Genomic DNA, 18,267 nt, shown 5'->3' on the forward strand with positions numbered 1-18,267 from the left:
AGGGTGCCTGTATACCTTGACCACGCTGCCACCACCCCGATGTCGCCTGAAGCTCTCGCCGTCATGACACGCGAATTGGCGCGGACCGGTAATCCGTCGTCATTGCACGGGGCCGGCCGTCGCGCCCGTCGGGCGGTGGAAGACGCCCGGGAAACCTTGGCCGCGGCAGCAGGCGCCCACCCCTCGGAAGTTATTTTCACCTCGGGCGGGACAGAGGCCGACAATTTGGCGGTCAAGGGCCTGTTCTGGGCCCGCCACGACGAAGACCCCCGCCGGACCCGCATCCTTTGCTCCGCCGTCGAACATCACGCCGTCATGGACACCGTTGAATGGTTGGAGCGGCATGAAGGCGCCGAAGCCGTATGGCTTCCAGTGGACCACACCGGCACTGTGGCGCTGGAGACCGTACAACGTGAAATCGACAAAGACCCGGACTCGATCGCGCTGATAACCGTCATGTGGGCCAATAACGAAGTCGGCACCATCCAGCCCATCCCGGACATCGTCGAAATGGCCAAACCGCACGGGATTCCGGTGCATTCGGACGCGGTACAGGCGTTTGGATCCGTTGCCGTCGACTTCCGGGCTTCAGGACTGGCCGCCATGTCCGTCTCCGGGCACAAGCTGGGTGGGCCGGTGGGTGTCGGCGCGCTCTTCTTGGGGAGGGCCGTGAAGTTGACGCCCGTACAACACGGCGGCGGCCAGGAGCGCGACGTCCGGTCCGGAACGCTGGACACAGCGGCCATCGCTGCTTTCGCGGCTGCTGCGGCGGCGGCAACAGCGCATCAGGGGGAGGAACGCGAACGCATCAGGGCGCTCCGGGACCGACTGATCCGAGGCGTCGAAGAAGCCGTACCGGATGCTGTTCTCAGGGGCGCCCCAGGAAATGGTCGCCTGCCAGGAAATGCGCACTTCACGTTCCCGGGGTGTGAAGGTGATTCCCTGCTGTTCCTGCTGGACTTGGCAGGTGTGGAGTCCTCAACGGGCTCAGCGTGCACCGCCGGTGTGCCGCGGCCCTCACATGTACTTCTCGCCATGGGCTTGGATGAAGATACTGCCCGGGGAGCCCAGCGTTTCACCTTGGGTCACAGTTCCACCGAGGCAGACGTGGACACGCTCCTCACGGCACTTCCCGGCGCGTGCGCCAAGGCCCGGCAGGCGGGCATGGCCGGTCACGAATCAACCATTCAAACGGCCGCAACCCTCGCACGGCAGGGCGTTGCGCCCTCGTAGGACGCGGGACGAGCCGTTTCGGCGAGACTGGCCCCTACCGCGGCAGTAAGTCCTCCAAGGCTGTCCCCGCATCGGTAAGGCGGGCAGGGTCCACCTGCACGCGTCCCGCGATCAACGCCTTGATGGGCTTTTGCACTCGGCTTTGGTTGACGCTCATCCCTGCGACCACCTGCCCCTCCCTGACCCAGAAAGCGATAAAGCTTCCATCCTCCAGCGATCCCCTGATGAGGGGAACCAGGCCGGAGGACAGCGCCGCGTATCCCGAGTATTCCATGCTGGTACTGAACTGGTCGGTGTAGAAGTAGGGCACGACATCCAGGACGGCATCTTGTCCGAGCATCGACCGAGCCGCCACTTTGCCACCATTGAGGGCATTGGCCCAGTGCTCGCTGCGTTGGTGCTCACCCGTGAAGGGATGGAGTGCGTTGGCGACGTCTCCTGCTGCGAAGACGTCAGGGGCGCTGGTTCTTAGGCTCGCGTCCACCAAGATTCCATTGCGGAGCGTCAAACCGCCGGTCTCGGCGAGCGCTGTGTCGGGGACGACTCCGACTGCGATCACAACGATGTCCGCTGGCAGTGCTTCACCGGTGTTCGTGCGCACCGCTGTTACCCGGCCGTCCGTGCCTTCAATCGCGGATGCGCTCGCCGGGAGGCGGAAGCTGACCCCTTGGGCCGTGTGGAGTTGCTGGAAATACTTGCCCAACTCCGGGCCGATCGCTGCGCTCAGGGGAATGTCTTCGAGGCCTAGGAGCGTCACGTTGTTTTCGTAGGTACGTGCCGCCGCGGCCAGCTCCATGCCGATCCAGCCGGACCCGATCATGACCACGTTCCGGCCTCCGCCCTTGATGAGCGATTGCAGTTTCAGGCTGTCGTCAAAGGTGCGGAAGGTCATGGCACCGTCGAGTTCGGACCCGGGTAGCGGGAGGTGGCGGGGCTGGGAGCCGGTGGCCAGGAGTAGTTTCGAATACGGGAGGATGCGTCCGTCCGTCGTCGTCACTCGGTGCGCCGCGGGATCGATGCCCGCGGCTCGGCTGCCGAGGAGAAGTTCGACGTCGTGCTCCGGGTACCAGCCTTCTGGAACCACGGGCACGGCGTCCTCGTTCGCCTTCCCCAGCAGGAACTCCTTAGATAGGGGAGGTCGAAGGTAGGGGATACGCTGTTCAGCCCCCAAGAGGAGGATTCCGCCGTCGTAGCCGTCCGCGCGCAGGGTCTTGGCCGCGGTGGCGCCGGCAAGCCCTCCGCCAACGATGACCATTGGTTCCTGTGTCATGTCAGCTCGATTCTAAAACCAGTAGTTTTGACTTTAGAAGCCGCGCCCGCCTGCGTCAAGGGATTTAGCGCGGGTGTGGTAGAGCGAGCTAGAATGGATGGTCGCTTGGGTCTCGATTTAGACCGATGCAACCGGATATCTACCCCATCTTGAAATAACACGAAAGTCAGCATGCGAGTACTTGCAGCAATGAGCGGCGGAGTGGACTCCGCCGTAGCCGCCGCCCGGGCCGTTGAGGCAGGGCACGACGTCGTCGGGGTCCACCTTGCGTTGTCGCGGATGCCCGGAACCCTGCGCACAGGGAGCCGGGGTTGCTGCACCATCGAAGACTCCCGCGATGCGTGGCGTGCCTGTGACGTGCTCGGCATACCGTACTACGTCTGGGATTTCTCTGAGCGCTTCAAAGAAGACGTCGTCCAGGACTTCATCGACGAATACGCTGCTGGCCGGACGCCCAACCCCTGCATGCGTTGCAACGAACGGATTAAGTTTGCCGCGTTGTTGGAGAAGGCCATCGCGCTGGGCTTCGATGCCGTGTGCACAGGGCACTACGCCAAGGTGATCGAAGACTCCGATGGAAACCGTGAATTGCACCGCGCGGCCGACTGGGCCAAGGACCAGAGCTACGTTCTCGGTGTACTGACCCACGAGCAGCTCAAGCACTCCATGTTCCCGTTGGCCGAGACGCCCTCCAAGGCGGAAGTTCGGGCGGAAGCTGAGCGGCGGGGACTTTCTGTGGCCAATAAGCCTGACAGCCACGACATCTGCTTCATCTCCGATGGTGACACCCGTGGCTGGCTGGCCGAGAAGATCGACATGACCACCGGAGACATCGTCGACGAAACCGGCGCCAAGGTGGGCGAACACCCCGGGGCCAACGCTTTCACGGTGGGCCAGCGGCGCGGCCTGAAGTTGGGGACGCCGGCAGCGGACGGTAAGCCGCGATTCGTCCTGGAGATCCGCCCCAAGGAAAACAAGGTGGTGGTGGGGCCCGAAGCGCTCCTGGCCATCGATGAACTCCGCGGGATCAAGGTCTCCTGGGCAGGGCTCCCTATCCCCGAGGTTGAAACAGGCGCCGATTTCGAGTGCTATGCCCAGGTCCGGGCACATGGGGACCCGGTCCCCGCTGTTGCTCGAGTGGAACGTGTCCCCGCTGCATCAGGTGTGGACAGGCCGGAGCTTGTGGTCACCCTGACCAATCCCTTGCGCGGGGTGGCTCCCGGCCAGACTGTTGTCCTGTACCAGGGCACCCGCGTTCTTGGACAGGCAACCATCGATGCTGCACGCTCCCTCCAGAGGCAGGTCCTCTAGCGTCACCAGCCTCCCACAGCCGCGCAAAGCTACCCGTAGGTAAATTTTGTGTCTCGAATCACCAAAATTGGTCTTGGGCGCCCGTGAAGTCTGATTGAATCGTGGAATCAAGAGTGCGCCCCGTCACAAACATCTCTGTGCGGTGCGCCGATTCCATTGAACAGAAAGTTCACCAAATGGCACTGAAAAAGAAGGCTCTGCACAGCGTTATCGCGCTCGCGGGCATCTCCGCGCTTGGCCTAACGGCGTGCACCGGACCGGCCGGCGGCGGTTCTTCCTCCGGCCCCGCCGCTTCGGGCCCCGTTGCCTACGGGACCACGGACAAGGTCACGTCCCTGGATCCGGCCGGATCGTACGACAACGGTTCATTCATGGTCATGAACCAGGTCTACTCATTCCTCTTGAACTCCAAGCCCGGGGGAGCCGATCCCGTACCGGACCTTGCCGAGTCGGCGTCGTTCACTTCCCCCACCGAGTACACGGTGAAGCTGAAGTCCGGCCTCAAGTGGGCAAACGGACATACCTTGGACTCCAAGGACGTCAAATTCTCTTTTGATCGCCAGAAGACCATCAATGATCCAGCCGGTCCCTCGTCGCTGCTGACAAATCTCGACAGTGTCTCTACGCCCGATGCCACGACGGTGGTCTTCAAGCTGAAGAAGGCCAATGACCAAACCTTTGCCCAGATCCTTAGCAGCCCGGCAGCCCCCATCGTTGATGATGAGGTTTTCCCGGCAAATAAAGTCCTCTCGGACGATGAGATCATCAAGGCGAATGCTTTCTACGGGCAGTACACCATCGATAGCTACAAGAAGAACGAGCTCATCAGCTTCAAGGCATTCCCGGACTACAAGGGCGTACTGGGCAAGCCTGCAAATGATGCCGCCACGATCAAGTACTACGCCAGCCCCACCAACCTCAAACTGGACATTCAGCAAGGCAACATCGATGTCGCCTTCCGCAGCCTCAGTGCAACAGACGTGGATGACCTGAGGAAAGACAACAAGGTTAAGGTCGTCACGGGTCCGGGCGGTGAAATCCGCTACATGACCTTCAACTTTGACACCATGCCGTTCGGAGCCAAGGCTGCAGGAGCCGATCCTGCCAAGGCACTCGCTGTCAGGCAGGCCGTGGCCAACCTGGTGGACCGGCAAGCAATCGCTGACCAGGTGTACAAGGGAACCTACCTCCCGCTGTACTCCAACGTTCCTAATGGGTTCCTTGGCGCCAACCAGTCGTTCAAGGACGCTTATGGTGACGCCGGGAAGCCCAGCGTAGACAAGGCCAAGAAGGTCCTCACCGACGCCGGTATCACAGAGCCGGTATCGCTGAACCTGCAGTACAACCCGGACCACTACGGTGGGTCCTCGGGCGACGAATACGCGATGATCAAAGAACAACTGGAAAAGTCCGGACTGTTCAAGGTCAACCTGCAGTCCACCGAATGGGTCACCTACAGCAAGGCGAGCCGGGCGGACGAGTACCCGGTCTTCCAGTTCGGGTGGTTCCCCGACTTCAGCGACGCAGACAACTACCTGACGCCGTTCTTCCCGGAGGGCGGCTTCCTCAAGAACCATTACAACAACCCAGCGGTGAACGATCTCATCGCCAAGCAGCTGACAGAACCTGACAAGACCAAGCGCGAGTCGGACATCAAGGACGTCCAAAACGCGTTGGCGAAGGACATCTCCACCCTGCCGTTGCTCCAAGGCGCACAGGTGGCGGTCACAGGAAGCGGCGTCAGCGGCGTCGACAAGACGCTGGATGCTTCGTTCAAGTTCCGGCTCGGAACCGTTTCCAAGTAACCACCCCTCCCGGAAGGGAAAGAAGGCGGGACACTGATCCGGTGTCCCGCCTCCTTTGCTGACCACGTTAGTGGCACGCAAGACACAGTCCCGCGCAATCCACGGGGCAGGAAATGCAGGTAACCAATGACAACTCTCATCGAAGTACCCGAGGCCGAACCCGGGCTCGTTGCTCCCAAGAGCAAGTCCAAGTCAGGCGGGGGCCTTGGCAAATACATCGTGATCAGGTTCTTCCTGATCATTCCCACCGTTTTTATCCTCGTCACGCTGGTCTTCTTCCTGATGCGGGTCATCGGAGACCCCATCACAGCGGCCCAAGGCGGCCGGCTTCCGCCGGACGTGCTCGCCCAAAGAATTCACGACGCCGGTTACGACCGGCCAGTCCTGGTCCAGTACTTCGAGTACCTTGGCCAGCTCATCACGGGCAACTTTGGCACCACGATCACCGACCGTCGGCCTGTCGTCGAAGTATTGACCACCTTCGGTGCTGCAACGTTGGAGCTATCGATCAACGCACTGATCGTGGCGCTCGCCGTGGGTATCCCTTGCGGGCTGATTGCGGCCCAGCACCGGGACAAGGTCTCCGATGCACTACTGCGATTTTTCGCGATTCTTTGCTACGCGACACCGGTGTTCTTCTCAGGCCTCCTCCTTAAACTGACCTTTTCCGTGTGGCTTGGATGGTTCCCTGTTGCCGGCCGCTCATCGACGCGGACAGAACTGACCATGGGAAGCCTCTCGGCGCCGTCGGGAATCTATTGGCTTGATGCGCTGCGCAGCGGAAACATGACCGCGTTGGGGGATGTAGCCTCGCACGCAGTCCTGCCCGCAGTTGCCCTGGGACTGCTGACTGCGGGGGTCTTCCTCCGGCTGGTCCGAACCAACGTCATCGGCACACTGGGCAAGGACTATGTCGAGGCCGGTCGTTCCAGGGGCGTGAGCGAATTCCGACTGGTGACCAAGCATGCCTACAAGCCGGCGCTTATCCCCATCATCACCGTCATGGGGCTACAGATCGCCCTGATGCTCGGTGGCGCCATCCTGACGGAGACCACGTTCGAATGGAAGGGACTGGGCTACCAGTTGGTTCAATACCTCAACGCCCGCGACTTCGTGGCTGTGCAAGGCATCGTGGTCCTTCTCGCCATCATTGTGGCCGTCACCAACTTCATCGTGGACATCATCGCCGCGCTGATCGACCCGCGAGTGAGGTACTAAATGAGCTCCGCAGCAGTGATCCGCACCAAACAGCCCCTATCCTCCCGACTGCCCGTGGTGTCCCATCTCAAGAAGAGCGTCGGGCTCCAGCGCGGAATGCTGGTGGTGGGCGTCGTGCTGAGCGGGTTGTTCCTCCTCACCAGCATTTTCGCGCCACTCCTGGCGCCTTACGGATACTCCCAACTCAGTGACGCATCCGGTTCATTCCCCACCCAGCAAGCGCCTGGTGCGCAGCATCTGTTGGGCACCACCGTGGGCGGCTACGACGTCCTGTCCCGTGTCTTGTGGGGTTCCCAAACGGCGGTTACGGTCATCGTCGTTTCAGTGACGATGTCCCTCTTCCTCGGCGTGGCGCTCGGACTCCTCAGCGGCTATTTCGGCGGCTGGCTTGACCGGATTCTCGTGGTGGTCGCAGATGCCATCTACGCTTTCCCCACGTTGTTGTTGGCGATCGTGATCTCCATCGTGATCAGCAAGGGACAATCCAGTTTTTGGGGTGGCATCTTCTCGTGCGCCTTCTCGATCACCGTGGTGTTCGTTCCCCAATACTTCCGTGTCATCCGTGCAGAGACCATCAGGCTCAAGGCGGAGCCGTTCGTCGAATCGGCCAAGGTACTGGGCGCATCCAGCATGCGCATCATCGGTCGCCACATTTTCAAGAACGCCACCCGCACTCTGCCACTCATGTTCACCCTCAACGCCTCCGAGGCGATTTTGACCCTCGCGGGGCTGGGCTTCCTCGGCTTCGGCATCGAACCGACCTCGGCTGCGGAGTGGGGCTTCGACCTCAACAAGGCCCTGGCTGACACATCGTCGGGGATCTGGTGGACGGGCCTGTTTCCCGGCATCGCCATTGTCCTGACGGTCCTCGGCCTGACCTTGGTAGGCGAGAGCATCAACGATCTCAATGACCCGCGGATCCGTGGACGCAAGCGTGCCGGTGGCACCACAAAGTCACCGCGAAGAGCGTCCGGGACACCCACCACTACCGCTGAGGCAGGCAAGTGATGACAACCACCCCAACGAACACTCCGGACCGGGCCCGCACCGTTCCGTCGGTGCTGGCCATCGACCGGCTGCAAGTCACTTTCGCCACCGACGGCGGTGACGTCCACGCAGTCAAGGACGTCAGCCTGGACGTCAAGGCCGGCGAGGTAGTCGCCATTGTGGGGGAGTCCGGCTCGGGCAAGACAGTAACGGCCAAGACCATACTGGGTTTGCTCCCTGAAACAGCGGTCAGCTCGGGCGCCGTCGTCATCAACGGCAACAACGTGATCAGCGTCAGCAAATCGACACTGCGAAAGATCCGTGGGCGTGATGTGGCCATGGTCTTCCAGGAACCTTCCACCGCGCTGAACCCCGTCTTCACGGTCGGGTGGCAGATCGCCGAGGGGATCCGGGCGCACGCGAAGGACGGACATCGCGTCACAGCGAAGGCTGCGAAAGAGAGGGCCGTTGAGGCGCTCCGCAAGGTCGGGATCCCAGACCCCGAAACACGGGTCAACTACTACCCTCACCAGTTCTCCGGTGGCCAGAAGCAGCGGGTGGTCATTGCCGCTGCCCTCGCCCTGAATCCGGGGCTGATCGTTGCCGACGAACCGACCACAGCCCTGGATGTCACGGTCCAGGCAGAGATCCTCCAGCTGTTGCGGGACCTCCGGGATAATTACGGCACCTCGATCGTGCTTATCACCCACAACATGGGCGTAGTGGCCGATCTCGCCGACCGCGTTGTGGTGATGTACCAGGGGGACGTGGTGGAGGAGGCATCCTCGAGGATCCTGTTCGCCGAACCAAAGCAGGAGTACACACGGAACCTCCTGGCCGCCGTACCGCATCTGGGCAGGAACTCAGCCTCCGAGGGGGCTCGAAGCCGCTTGCACCAGGACGGCAAGATCCTGGTCGAAGCTAAGAACCTCACCATTGAGTACCCGGGGCGATTCGGCAGGAACGGGTTCAAAGCCGTCGACAATGTCAGTTTCACCATTTCGGAAAACGAGGTCTTTGGGCTCGTCGGTGAATCCGGATCGGGGAAGTCAACCATCGGACGCGCGATTGCCGGGCTTAACCGGACAACCGGCGGCAGCTTGAAGGTCCTTGGCTACGAGATGCTGGACTTTAAGGAGCGCACCTTCCGCCCCCTGCGGAAGGAGATCGGCTTTGTCTTCCAAGACCCGGCAGCCTCGTTCAATCCCCACCTCACCATCGGTGAGTGCGTGGCAGAACCACTGATCATCCACGGCAAGCCCACCGCGGCTGAGGCGAGGAAAAAAGTGGGGGAGTTGCTGGAGTCAGTCCAGTTGCCGGCGTCGTATTCGGAGCGCTATCCGCACGAACTATCCGGAGGGCAGCGCCAACGGGCGTCGCTGGCAAGGTCACTGGCACTGAACCCGCGCTTGTTGATCGCTGATGAACCGACGTCCGCGCTCGACGTCTCGGTGCAAGCCAAAGTCCTGGACCTGTTCAAGGACATCCAGGAACAATTTGGTTTTGCCGCCCTCTTCATCAGCCACGATCTCGCCGTTGTTGACATGCTGGCCCACTGGGTGGGCGTGTTGTACAAGGGTGAACTCGTGGAGCAGGGAATCGGCAACCATGTCATGGGTTCACCCCAGCATGACTACACCAAACGGCTGATCGCCTCCCTCCCGGTGCCGGATCCGGACGAACAGGCACGACGCCGGGAAGCGCACCGAGCGCTCCTGGGACGCTAAGCACGAATACGTTTGTTCCTTCAAGACCCACGAAGGCCTGTTCCCCTAGGGAGCGGGCCTTCGTGGCGCGGGGAGTGATGCCTGGAGATCCTTACTCGGACACAATGCCGATGTTGAACATCTTCCCTTCCGGTTGCTTCATGAAAATCCGCAGCCACAGAGGAAGCCACATCTCCATTGCACGGGCTGCGTCCAGCCCGCCCAGGTCACGGATGTTCCCGGTGGGCCAGCCGAATTCCTGCAGCAGGCCAACCACCGTGGACTTGGCGTCGGCGTCGTCACCGGCCACAAAAATGTCATGGGCCCCGGGAAGGCGGCCAGGGTCCACCATCACCGGGGCGCTCACTGTGTTCAGGGATTTCACCACCCGGGCTCCAGGATATTTACGTTGGATGGTTTCCGCGATGCTGTCGGTGTTGCTGACCGTCAGGGACGGCGGGAATCCTCGGGAAAAATCCAGTGGGTTGGAGACATCCAGCAGGACCTTTCCCTGCAGGTTCGCCGGACCGGCCTCCGCCAAGGCGGCCAAACTCACTGTGCCCGGTGTGGCGTTCACCAACAGTTCCGAGTTGCTCGCGGCCTCGCTGAAGGATCCTGCACGGGCAAGGGCGCCGGATCGCGCGGCCCACTCGACGCCCGTGGGATTGCCGGACTCCCGGGAACCCATAAAGACCTCATGTCCAAGGGAGACCAACGCGCTACCCAACGTACGTCCCACCATTCCCGTGCCCAGAACAGCGATTTTCATGGTTTCTCCTTTGTCCGATCTGCCGTGGTCCTGCCATTGTGCTCCGATTCCCGGCTCGCGGCATGGGGCCAACGTATGGCCGCCAAGTCATACCCGCAGAGAGTCCGCCCAGCGCCCTAGACTGGGTTGCATGACCGAGCAAAACAAAGCCCTCCCTGATGACGACGATTCCTTTAACCCCGCCGCTAGTTCCTTGGCCGGGCATGTGGACCGCGCCGTCATGGACGAGCTGTTGTCCATCCGGTCCAGCATCGACAACATCGATGCCACCCTCGTTTTCCTTCTTGCCGAGCGCTTCAAGGCCACCCAGAAAGTCGGCGTGCTCAAAGCAACACACAAGCTGCCGGCCGGCGACCCTGGACGCGAAGCAGCCCAGATTTCCAGGCTGCGACGCCTCGCCGAGGACGCTCATCTTGACCCCGCGTTCGCAGAGAAGTTCCTCAATTTCATCATCAGTGAAGTGATCCGACATCACGAAGCAATCGCAGAGGATCACCAAGTATCCAGCCAACAGGCGTAAGCGATGCAGCCAGTGAGTGAAATGCAGGCCAGCGCCACTGCCCTCGGTTCATGGCCGGGTATTGATCCGGTTGAGGCCGCAGAAGTCATCCGCGGCGAGTTGGGGGACCCCCATGCCCCGTTCCTAGCCGAACTTCCCGGGCGGGGAGTAGGCTCTGACCCTATTGGCAGGACGGGGTCAATGTTGGTTGACATGGCCATCGATGTCCAGCCGCACGGTTGGCGGCTGGTGGACAACCCCGGACGGGACGCACAGAGGGCGCGATCGGCGCTGGCAACAGACCTGAATATCCTCGCCGATACTGCCGGCGCGGAGGATTCTCGAGCCAGCGAACTGAAGATACAGCTGGTAGGACCCCTGACACTCGCAGCAAACCTCTACCTGCATAACGGGGAGCGCGCGTTGCTGGACTACGGGGCAAGGAGGGACATAGCGGAGTCCCTGGCCGTTGGAGTGCCGGACCACATACGCCGCGTTTCCGACGCCGTACCGGGAGCGGATGTGGTGGTTCAGATTGATGAACCCGATGTTGCCGCAGTCATGGCCGGAACCATCCCCACCGCCAGTGGTTACAGGACGTTGCGATCTGTCCCGGGCGATGAGGTCTCGGGTGCGTGGCGCTTGGTCATCGACGCGCTTAAGGCGGCCGGCGTCGTCGAGGTTGTCATTTCGGTGCCCGAGATCGAGGCGCCTATCGAGCGCATCATCGGCGCAGGGGCCGACGGCGTCGCTGTACCACTGCGGGCCCTGACCAGCCGGCAGTGGGAACAGCTGGCTGCGGCAGTGGAAAACAGTAAGCGGCTCTGGGCTGGGGCATTGCCCACCTCCGACGCCCAAGCGGAGCTGCCCAGGACCGCCGAGATCGTTGCCAGCATTGAGAGGCCGTGGCGTCAACTGGGCCTCCCCCTGTCAGGCTTGGCCGCACTCCGGGTCACGCCGTCATCCGGGCTGGCACACCTGACACCGGCCCGCGCCAAGGCTGTGCTTGCGAAGCTGACACAGGTGGCAGATGGGTTGGACCAGCTCGCGCGAGGTTAAACCCGTCTTTCCCATCGATCAGGTTCCGCATACCGGGGCAACGTGGTTCCGGGAGCGGCGCCCGGTAAGTACGGCACCAGCCGGTAGCTAAAGCGCCCCGCATAGACCAGGACAAGGCCCACCTGCGGTTGAATGACTTTCACTTGGATGCGGTGCATGCCTTCAGCCCCGTCCCACCACTGCTCAGCGTATGCGCGCGCATCCACCGGTGCGGGCAGGGGGATCCGGAGCGGGCCCAGGAACAGCCGGCTCGCTTGCGAGACGCCGCGCAGCTTTCCATCGGCGGTGGCACTGACATTGAGGTCGGTGACCATCCGCCGGTACCTGCCCACATGGTCAACCAAACGGGCCCTGGCGTGTGGATCGCCTCCGGAGGGCGACGGAACGATCGCGCTGGTGGTGTCATGGAACAAGCGGGTGCCTGAGGGGAAGTAGATTTCACGCCGAGCCGTGAGCGCCTGACGGCCGAACGGGTCCACGTGGGCATGGTTCTCGATTCGGAAGGGGATTTCCTCGCCGTATTCGGGAAAGAACGCCTCTTCATTTCCCGTGAGGGCAAGTAAGGGCCTGAGCCATTTCTGCCGGCAGCCAACAACGTCAAAGATGCCTTCTCCGACGCCGTAGCGGCCCGAGCCCGCAGCCAACGAGAAGTAGTCCTGCAGCTCGGGGGCCAGTTTCGCGAAGTCGCTACCAAGGGCAAGTTGGTAGATCGGAGTGTTCATGGCGTGTCCTCCCTTTGAACTGCGACAACTGAACTGCACTCAGAGAAGCCTCAGCCTACCGTCACGGGGACTTCCTACATAGCAATGCGAGCTGGTCTTACCCACTCCACCGCGGGCGAGAATACCCGACGGCGGTAACCTCGCCTGTGGTGCAGTACGGTGGAAGTGTCCTTGGGGCGCCATGCCGTGCCCCGCGCCCAAGAGGACATAGACTTGGTGATAAGGGAATATATAACTATGAAGGCACGCATCCTGGTAGTAGATGACGACGAAGCACTCGCGGAGATGATCGGCATCGTCTTGCGCAATGATGGCTTCGAGCCCGTATTCTGCGCAGACGGCGGCCAAGCTCTTGAGGTGTTCCGTTCCTCCAAGCCGGACCTGGTGCTCCTGGACCTGATGCTGCCCGGTTCCGACGGCATTGAAGTATGCCGGCAAATCCGTGGTGAATCGGACGTCCCCATCGTGATGCTGACCGCAAAGTCGGACACCTCCGACGTCGTGCGTGGCTTGGAATCGGGAGCCGACGATTACGTGCCCAAGCCGTTCAAGCCCGCCGAATTGGTGGCACGCGTCCGCGCGCGCCTGCGACCGGGGGAGCAAAAGGCTCCGGAAACCTTACGGATCGCTGATGTGACCATCGACGTCGCAGGCCATCTGGTCACGAGGGCAGGGGAACGAATCTCGCTGACCCCGCTTGAGTTCGACCTCCTCGTGGCATTGGCCCGGAAGCCGTGGCAGGTCTTCACCCGCGAATTACTTCTTGAACAGGTTTGGGGTTACCGGCATGCCGCGGACACCCGCCTGGTCAACGTCCATGTCCAGCGCCTGCGGTCAAAGATTGAACGCGATCCGGAAGCGCCCGAGGTTGTTTTGACGGTGCGTGGTGTCGGATATAAAGCAGGTTCCTGACCTACCGGCTGGCAAGTCCAGCCCGGCGGACCCGGAGCTCAGCTCCAGCACCCCCGATCCCGAGGGCGATCACCAAGGCGCGCCTGGGGAACCGGAGATGGTGCCCGCCCCGGAGGCCCCCGCCGCTCCACCCCGAAACCTCCGGTGGCTCCTGACCCGCGCCCGGATCTGGACCCGGCGCAGCCTGATCCTGGTCCTCCGGGTGTCCCGCTTGGTGGCCTTAGGCGTCCGGCAGCTCAGGCCGGCCCTGCGCTTCTTGTGGCGCTCGTTGGTCCGGCGCTGGCGGCGTTCCTTGGAGTTCCGCACGGTCCTCACCACCCTGTTACTGGCTGTCACCTCCTTTGCCATTGTCGGCGCATACCTTTCCAACCAGATAGCGAACAACCTGTTCCAAGAACGGCTGTCTCAGGCTGAATCCGAGACCCGCTACAACGTCAAACAAGTCCAAGACACGTTCGACGGCGCCCAGGTCACCGATCAGTCGAGCGTCATCACCCTTGTCTATGACACTTTGAATGCTGTGGAGGGGCGTGGGTCCGTTGTTCAGCGGCGCTACGTGTTCGAGGCCATGCCGGAGCAAACCAAGCCCCGCAACCGTTGGGTTGAATCGCGGGCCTCGGACCAGCTGACGGTGCGCGTGATCCCTCCGGAGCTTCGAAAGGCTGTACAGGAGGGTGGCAAGCAGCAATTTTGGGCATCAACGCAGTTTCCAGTCGGTAATGAGGACCATCCAGGCATCGCCGTCGGGAACAAGGTCACGTTCAACGGCACCGTCTACGAGCTGTACCTGATCTACGACCTCGACACGGCCCAAAAAACCCTGGACGAAATCCAAAGCGTGTTGTGGGCAGGCGGGGCCGCGCTCGTGTTGATGATCGCCGCCATTGCCTGGTACGTGACGCGGAACGTGGTCAGCCCGGTTAGCCACGCCGCAGTGGTCTCCGAAAAGCTCGCCGCGGGCCAGCTGCAAGAGCGCATGGTGGTTAAGGGTGAGGATGAAGTGGCGCGGTTGGGCGCCTCATTCAATCACATGGCCGCCAGCCTCCAAGAGCAGATCACGCAGCTGGCCACCTTGTCCCAGATGCAGCAACGATTCGTCTCCGACGTATCCCACGAATTGCGCACCCCGCTGACTACGGTGCGAATGGCCGCTGAGGTCCTCTTCGATGCGCGCGAGGACTTCGATCCCATCAATAAGAGGTCCGCGGAACTGCTCTACCACCAGGTAGAACGCTTCCAGTCCCTGCTTTCGGACCTACTGGAAATTTCACGCTTCGACGCCGGTGCCGCTGTCCTCGACGCAGAACCGCAGGATATTTTCCAAGTGATCTCGCACGTCATGGAGGGTGCTGCTCCGGTGGCCGCAGAATATGGCTCGGAGGTCCGGTTGAGTTCTCGGCAGAAGCACATCATCGTGGAAATGGATTCCCGCCGCATAGACCGTATCCTGCGAAACCTGCTGCTCAATGCCCTGGAGCATGGTGAGGGAAAGCCGGTCCAGATATCTGTAGCGGCAAACGCAGATGCTGTGGCCGTTTCCGTCAGGGACCATGGCATCGGTATGACTGCGGCTGAAGCTGCGCGGGTCTTTGATCGCTTCTGGCGCGCCGATCCGGCCCGAGCCCGAACCACGGGCGGCAGCGGCTTAGGGCTTTCCATCGCGGCTGAGGACACCAAACTTCACAACGGTTGGTTACAGGCATGGGGCCGGAAAGGCGCGGGCTCCAACTTCAGGTTGACGTTGCCGCTAAAACGGGGCGGCGTCATCGCAAAGTCGCCCTTGCTGCTCGAGCCTGCGGACATCGAACTCCCTGGAACGACGCCGGAACGCCAGATGCTCGTGTGGGGCAGTGGGTCGGGCAGCCTTGGACAAGTGGCCGGCACTGCAGGCCGGATGGCAACGGACCTTCACCCAAAGGACGTCAACACAGAGATAGGGGAGGAGAAGTGAGAACCGTTCGCCCAAGGGTTTTCATGGCCATCCTGGCGGTCCTGATGCTTTTCCTTGCTTCCTGCGCCCAGATCCCGCGGTCCGGGCCTGTGGGCAAGAGCAAAGACGAAAGTGCCGGAAATGCCAACGCGCCGGTGTTCTTCCCTGCCGCGCCACGTCCAGGGTCCACCCCCGAGGCCATTATCGAAGATTTCTACATGGCTGGCAGCGGCTATGAAGACGACTATCCCGTGGCACGGCAGTATCTGACCCAGGCCCAATCGGTAACGTGGAAGCCAGACGCACGGGCCATCGTTTTCCGGCAAGCGAAGGTGGTCAAAACCGCCGTCGAGAACGACTTCGTGTATGAGCTTGATCTGGCCTACTCGGTGGACGCCGACGGAATTGCCACGCAATTCCCTCCAGGGACCAAGGAGTCAATCCCCGTCTCCGTTGAACAGGTGGACGGACAGTGGCGTATCTCCAAAGTGCCGGACGGGACTGCGATTCCGGAGGAAACCTTCAAAGTTATCTACGGCGCATTCCCGATCTACTTCTACGACCCCACCTTTACCTACGCGGTGCCGGACTTCAGATGGTTCATCAAGAAAAAAACCGTCAAATCGATGACGAGTGCCCTGCTGGCAGGCCCGGCACCTTACCTGCGCGGCGCCGTCGTAAGCGCCTTCCCCGCCGGAATTAAGCTGGCGCGGGAGTCGGTCCCGGTCGTGTCCGGGGCGGCGCAAGTGGACTTGTCCGCAAAAGAACTCATCGATGCTTCGGCTGAAGACCGGCAGCGCATGCAGAACCAGCTCGCTTTGACGTTCAGGAGCCAACCTGACGTGATCAACGTTGAGCTGCGCGCGGATCAAGACCTCGTTCGCGTTGACGACAACGGTTCCGTGCTGCCGCCCGTGCTGGACAAGAACGTCCCTGCACATGAGATCGCCGTCAGCAATGGAGATTTGGCGCGTTACGAGAACAACAGGGTCTCGCCCCTTCCCGACATGCAGTCCGTGGCTGCATTGGGGCCTCGGTTGCCGGCGGAGTCACCCGTCTCGCAAACGGTAGCGTTCCTCAATGGCGACAGGACTACCCTGTATTCCATGGAGCCGGGGCAGCCGGCGCGTCTGCTTACCACCCGGAGTACCCTCACCCGCCCGTCCTTCAGTCCCCGCGATTGGGTTTGGACGGCTGGCCCGGGTGCCAGCGGTGCCACGGAAGTGGTGGCGTTTCAGCCCACCAAGGTCGCCCCAGGGGCGGCAGTTCCGAGCGTCACGCTGACGCCACCTTGGCTTTCCGGTAGGACCGTGACGGAGTTCAGGATTTCCAGGGAGGGCACAAGGGCCCTCGTTATCTCCAAAGTAAATGGCAAATCGGCCGTTCAGATCACGGGCATTGTCCGCAATCCCGATGGCGCCCCCAAGGACCTCACCACACCGATCACCCTGCTAAGCAGCACATCGCCTGACCAAGGAACCTGGGTGGACGGTTCCACCGTGGCAGTCATGGCCCCTTCTGCTACCACCGCTGTTGTTCCGGAGCTGTTATCGCTGGCATCCGGTGATCCACAGGAGTTGCCACCGTGGGATGGCTTGACCAGCCTCAGTGCCGGTAACGGGCCGGACCAGATATTCGGACAGTCACAGGCTGGGATCTTCCAGAGGGTCGGCAACGGTTGGGAACTTCAGCTGAAAGGGCCAACAGAGCCAGCCTTCCCGGGTTGATCCGTCTACCCCCGGCGTTGTTGTCCACATACGGCGATCAGCGGATTTCCGATCTGGCACTCGAGGCGCAGGCTGTTGCCATGAACCCGGCAATCTCAACTACGCCTCCCGGAGTCTCCGCTGCCCCAACTGGTCCACGTGCAAGACCGGCGGCACGCCGCTTGGACCCCGACCTTTATGGTGACGATCCCGGCAGAGCACGACGCCGAGGCAGTCCCCGCCGGCGCTGGGCGCGCCTTGTAAACGCAGTCCTCGGCGCAGTCCTGGATCTCCTCCACGTATTGGTTCCTGTCGACTGCGTCTGCTGCGGCGCGGAGGATGCCGTGCTTTGCAGCGCGTGCGCAAGGCATGTGCGGAACCTATGCCGACGACCATTCAGGGCGGAGCAGGAATCGCCGGTCTTAGTCAACGTCGATGGCACGTCCAGGCTCGGGGTGGTTGCGGCAGGGCCGTACCGCGACGAGCTCGCGCAAGGCTTGCTGTCTTTCAAGCGGCTCGGACAGTGGCGATTGGCCGGCGTACTGGCCGGTTGCCTTAGCAAGGCAGTGCGTTCGGCAGTGGCCGGGCAGCCCGGTTATTACCTTGTACCCGTTCCCACCAGCGGCAAGGCGTATCGCAAACGGGGATTCAGCCCGGTTCACCTCATTCTCCTCGGCATTCGCATGCGGCACTTACTACCCGATTACCCCACGTTGCCCGCACTGAAAAAGGTGACAAACAGGCATGCCGCCAGCGCCCCCGCATGGTGGAGACGGAGCATCGCAGATATGGCCCTTGCCGGAGCAACCGGCCAATCCGAGCGCAAGCGCGCAACCGGACAGAAGGGGTTGGGTCGGGGCGAACGTGCCCGGCGTGTCAGGGGAACGATTAAAGTTCGCTGGTTGTGGACCGGGCGGCTGGCGGGCAAGAGATGCCTCCTGATCGACGACGTTCTCACCACTGGAGCTACTCTGGCCGAGGCGGCGCGTGCGGTCACGGCGGCTGGTGGTGTTGTCTGCGGTGCAGTTGTCCTCGCAGCCACGAGGCCACCAGCTTACGACTCCACGCTTGCTCCGGCCACTCATCCGGTTCCGAGGGACTCAATCAAAAAATAAGGGTCTAAAGGATGAATAACTGGTG

General features: G+C 61.9%; 15 protein-coding genes. 12 read left to right on the top strand and 3 right to left on the bottom strand.

Annotation, left to right across the window (positions count from 1 at the left end):
* Nucleotides 1–3 precede the first annotated feature (3 nt).
* Complete coding sequence (locus QRN04_RS16565; protein WP_284977126.1) at nt 4–1,233, top strand: cysteine desulfurase family protein; 1,230 nt, start codon at nt 4–6, stop codon at nt 1,231–1,233.
* A gap of 34 nt (nt 1,234–1,267) precedes the next feature.
* Here QRN04_RS16565 and QRN04_RS16570 read toward each other — a convergent pair whose 3' ends face one another.
* A complete protein-coding gene (locus QRN04_RS16570) occupies nt 1,268–2,503 on the bottom strand; it encodes an NAD(P)/FAD-dependent oxidoreductase (protein ID WP_284977127.1) in 1,236 nt (411 codons plus the stop codon).
* 171 nt (nt 2,504–2,674) lie between these two features.
* On the opposite strand from QRN04_RS16570, the gene mnmA reads away from it, so the two are divergent.
* The 5 genes from mnmA (at nt 2,675) to QRN04_RS16595 (ending at nt 9,551) form a co-directional block, all read left to right on the top strand.
* The gene (gene mnmA / locus QRN04_RS16575) at nt 2,675–3,814 is read left to right on the top strand and encodes a tRNA 2-thiouridine(34) synthase MnmA (RefSeq protein ID WP_284977128.1); all 1,140 of its coding nucleotides are present in this window, start codon (nt 2,675–2,677) and stop codon (nt 3,812–3,814) included.
* A gap of 176 nt (nt 3,815–3,990) precedes the next feature.
* Entirely contained in the window at nt 3,991–5,619 is a 1,629-nt protein-coding gene (locus tag QRN04_RS16580) for an ABC transporter substrate-binding protein (protein WP_284977129.1), read from the top strand.
* A 126-nt stretch (nt 5,620–5,745) separates the two neighbouring features.
* A complete protein-coding gene (locus tag QRN04_RS16585; protein ID WP_284977130.1) occupies nt 5,746–6,837 on the top strand; it encodes an ABC transporter permease in 1,092 nt (363 codons plus the stop codon).
* Nucleotides 6,838–7,845: an ABC transporter permease gene (locus tag QRN04_RS16590; protein ID WP_284977131.1), complete on the top strand. Its 1,008-nt coding sequence runs from the start codon at nt 6,838–6,840 to the stop codon at nt 7,843–7,845.
* Complete coding sequence (locus tag QRN04_RS16595; protein ID WP_284977132.1) at nt 7,845–9,551, top strand: dipeptide ABC transporter ATP-binding protein; 1,707 nt, start codon at nt 7,845–7,847, stop codon at nt 9,549–9,551. Before QRN04_RS16590 ends, QRN04_RS16595 begins: the two co-directional genes overlap by 1 nt.
* 91 nt (nt 9,552–9,642) lie before the next feature.
* Here QRN04_RS16595 and QRN04_RS16600 read toward each other — a convergent pair whose 3' ends face one another.
* A complete protein-coding gene (locus QRN04_RS16600; RefSeq protein WP_284977133.1) occupies nt 9,643–10,299 on the bottom strand; it encodes an NADPH-dependent F420 reductase in 657 nt (218 codons plus the stop codon).
* 130 nt (nt 10,300–10,429) lie between these two features.
* Here QRN04_RS16600 and QRN04_RS16605 point away from each other — a divergent pair, with 130 nt between their 5' ends.
* Both QRN04_RS16605 and QRN04_RS16610 read left to right on the top strand, forming a co-directional pair.
* The gene (locus QRN04_RS16605) at nt 10,430–10,819 is read left to right on the top strand and encodes a chorismate mutase (RefSeq protein ID WP_284977134.1); all 390 of its coding nucleotides are present in this window, start codon (nt 10,430–10,432) and stop codon (nt 10,817–10,819) included.
* Between the two features lie 21 nt (nt 10,820–10,840).
* Nucleotides 10,841–11,857, top strand: a complete 1,017-nt coding sequence (locus tag QRN04_RS16610) for a uroporphyrinogen decarboxylase/cobalamine-independent methonine synthase family protein (protein ID WP_502868819.1) — start codon at nt 10,841–10,843, stop codon at nt 11,855–11,857.
* Here the strand turns inward: QRN04_RS16610 and QRN04_RS16615 are convergent.
* On the bottom strand, nt 11,854–12,579 hold the full coding sequence (locus QRN04_RS16615) for a DUF4166 domain-containing protein (protein WP_284977136.1): 726 nt from the start codon (nt 12,577–12,579) through the stop codon (nt 11,854–11,856). The genes QRN04_RS16610 and QRN04_RS16615 overlap by 4 nt on opposite strands.
* A 237-nt stretch (nt 12,580–12,816) precedes the next feature.
* On the opposite strand from QRN04_RS16615, the gene mtrA reads away from it, so the two are divergent.
* The 4 genes from mtrA to QRN04_RS16635 are packed head-to-tail and all read left to right on the top strand — an operon-like array spanning nt 12,817 to nt 18,242.
* Complete coding sequence (mtrA, locus tag QRN04_RS16620; RefSeq protein WP_284977137.1) at nt 12,817–13,491, top strand: MtrAB system response regulator MtrA; 675 nt, start codon at nt 12,817–12,819, stop codon at nt 13,489–13,491.
* Nucleotides 13,463–15,442: an MtrAB system histidine kinase MtrB gene (gene mtrB, locus QRN04_RS16625; protein ID WP_284977138.1), complete on the top strand. Its 1,980-nt coding sequence runs from the start codon at nt 13,463–13,465 to the stop codon at nt 15,440–15,442. The genes mtrA and mtrB overlap by 29 nt, the downstream gene beginning before the upstream one ends.
* 23 nt (nt 15,443–15,465) lie before the next feature.
* Complete coding sequence (locus QRN04_RS16630; protein ID WP_284977139.1) at nt 15,466–17,148, top strand: LpqB family beta-propeller domain-containing protein; 1,683 nt, start codon at nt 15,466–15,468, stop codon at nt 17,146–17,148.
* Complete coding sequence (locus tag QRN04_RS16635) at nt 17,145–18,242, top strand: ComF family protein (RefSeq protein ID WP_284977140.1); 1,098 nt, start codon at nt 17,145–17,147, stop codon at nt 18,240–18,242. The genes QRN04_RS16630 and QRN04_RS16635 overlap by 4 nt, the downstream gene beginning before the upstream one ends.
* Nucleotides 18,243–18,267: the final 25 nt, after the last annotated feature.

The organism is Arthrobacter sp. efr-133-TYG-104, assembly GCF_030208915.1.
Classification (GTDB): domain Bacteria; phylum Actinomycetota; class Actinomycetes; order Actinomycetales; family Micrococcaceae; genus Arthrobacter.

Excerpts from the sequence above, each read along its gene's own strand:
- QRN04_RS16570 (WP_284977127.1), bottom strand. The coding sequence starts at position 2,503 with ATGACACAGGAACCAATGGTCATCGTTGGCGGAGGGCTTGCCGGCGCC.
- mnmA (WP_284977128.1), top strand. The coding sequence starts at position 2,675 with ATGCGAGTACTTGCAGCAATGAGCGGCGGAGTGGACTCCGCCGTAGCC.
- QRN04_RS16580 (WP_284977129.1), top strand. The coding sequence starts at position 3,991 with ATGGCACTGAAAAAGAAGGCTCTGCACAGCGTTATCGCGCTCGCGGGC.
- QRN04_RS16585 (WP_284977130.1), top strand. The coding sequence starts at position 5,746 with ATGACAACTCTCATCGAAGTACCCGAGGCCGAACCCGGGCTCGTTGCT.
- QRN04_RS16590 (WP_284977131.1), top strand. The coding sequence starts at position 6,838 with ATGAGCTCCGCAGCAGTGATCCGCACCAAACAGCCCCTATCCTCCCGA.
- QRN04_RS16595 (WP_284977132.1), top strand. The coding sequence starts at position 7,845 with ATGACAACCACCCCAACGAACACTCCGGACCGGGCCCGCACCGTTCCG.
- QRN04_RS16600 (WP_284977133.1), bottom strand. The coding sequence starts at position 10,299 with ATGAAAATCGCTGTTCTGGGCACGGGAATGGTGGGACGTACGTTGGGT.
- QRN04_RS16605 (WP_284977134.1), top strand. The coding sequence starts at position 10,430 with ATGACCGAGCAAAACAAAGCCCTCCCTGATGACGACGATTCCTTTAAC.
- QRN04_RS16610 (WP_502868819.1), top strand. The coding sequence starts at position 10,841 with ATGCAGGCCAGCGCCACTGCCCTCGGTTCATGGCCGGGTATTGATCCG.
- QRN04_RS16615 (WP_284977136.1), bottom strand. The coding sequence starts at position 12,579 with ATGAACACTCCGATCTACCAACTTGCCCTTGGTAGCGACTTCGCGAAA.
- mtrA (WP_284977137.1), top strand. The coding sequence starts at position 12,817 with ATGAAGGCACGCATCCTGGTAGTAGATGACGACGAAGCACTCGCGGAG.
- QRN04_RS16630 (WP_284977139.1), top strand. The coding sequence starts at position 15,466 with ATGGCCATCCTGGCGGTCCTGATGCTTTTCCTTGCTTCCTGCGCCCAG.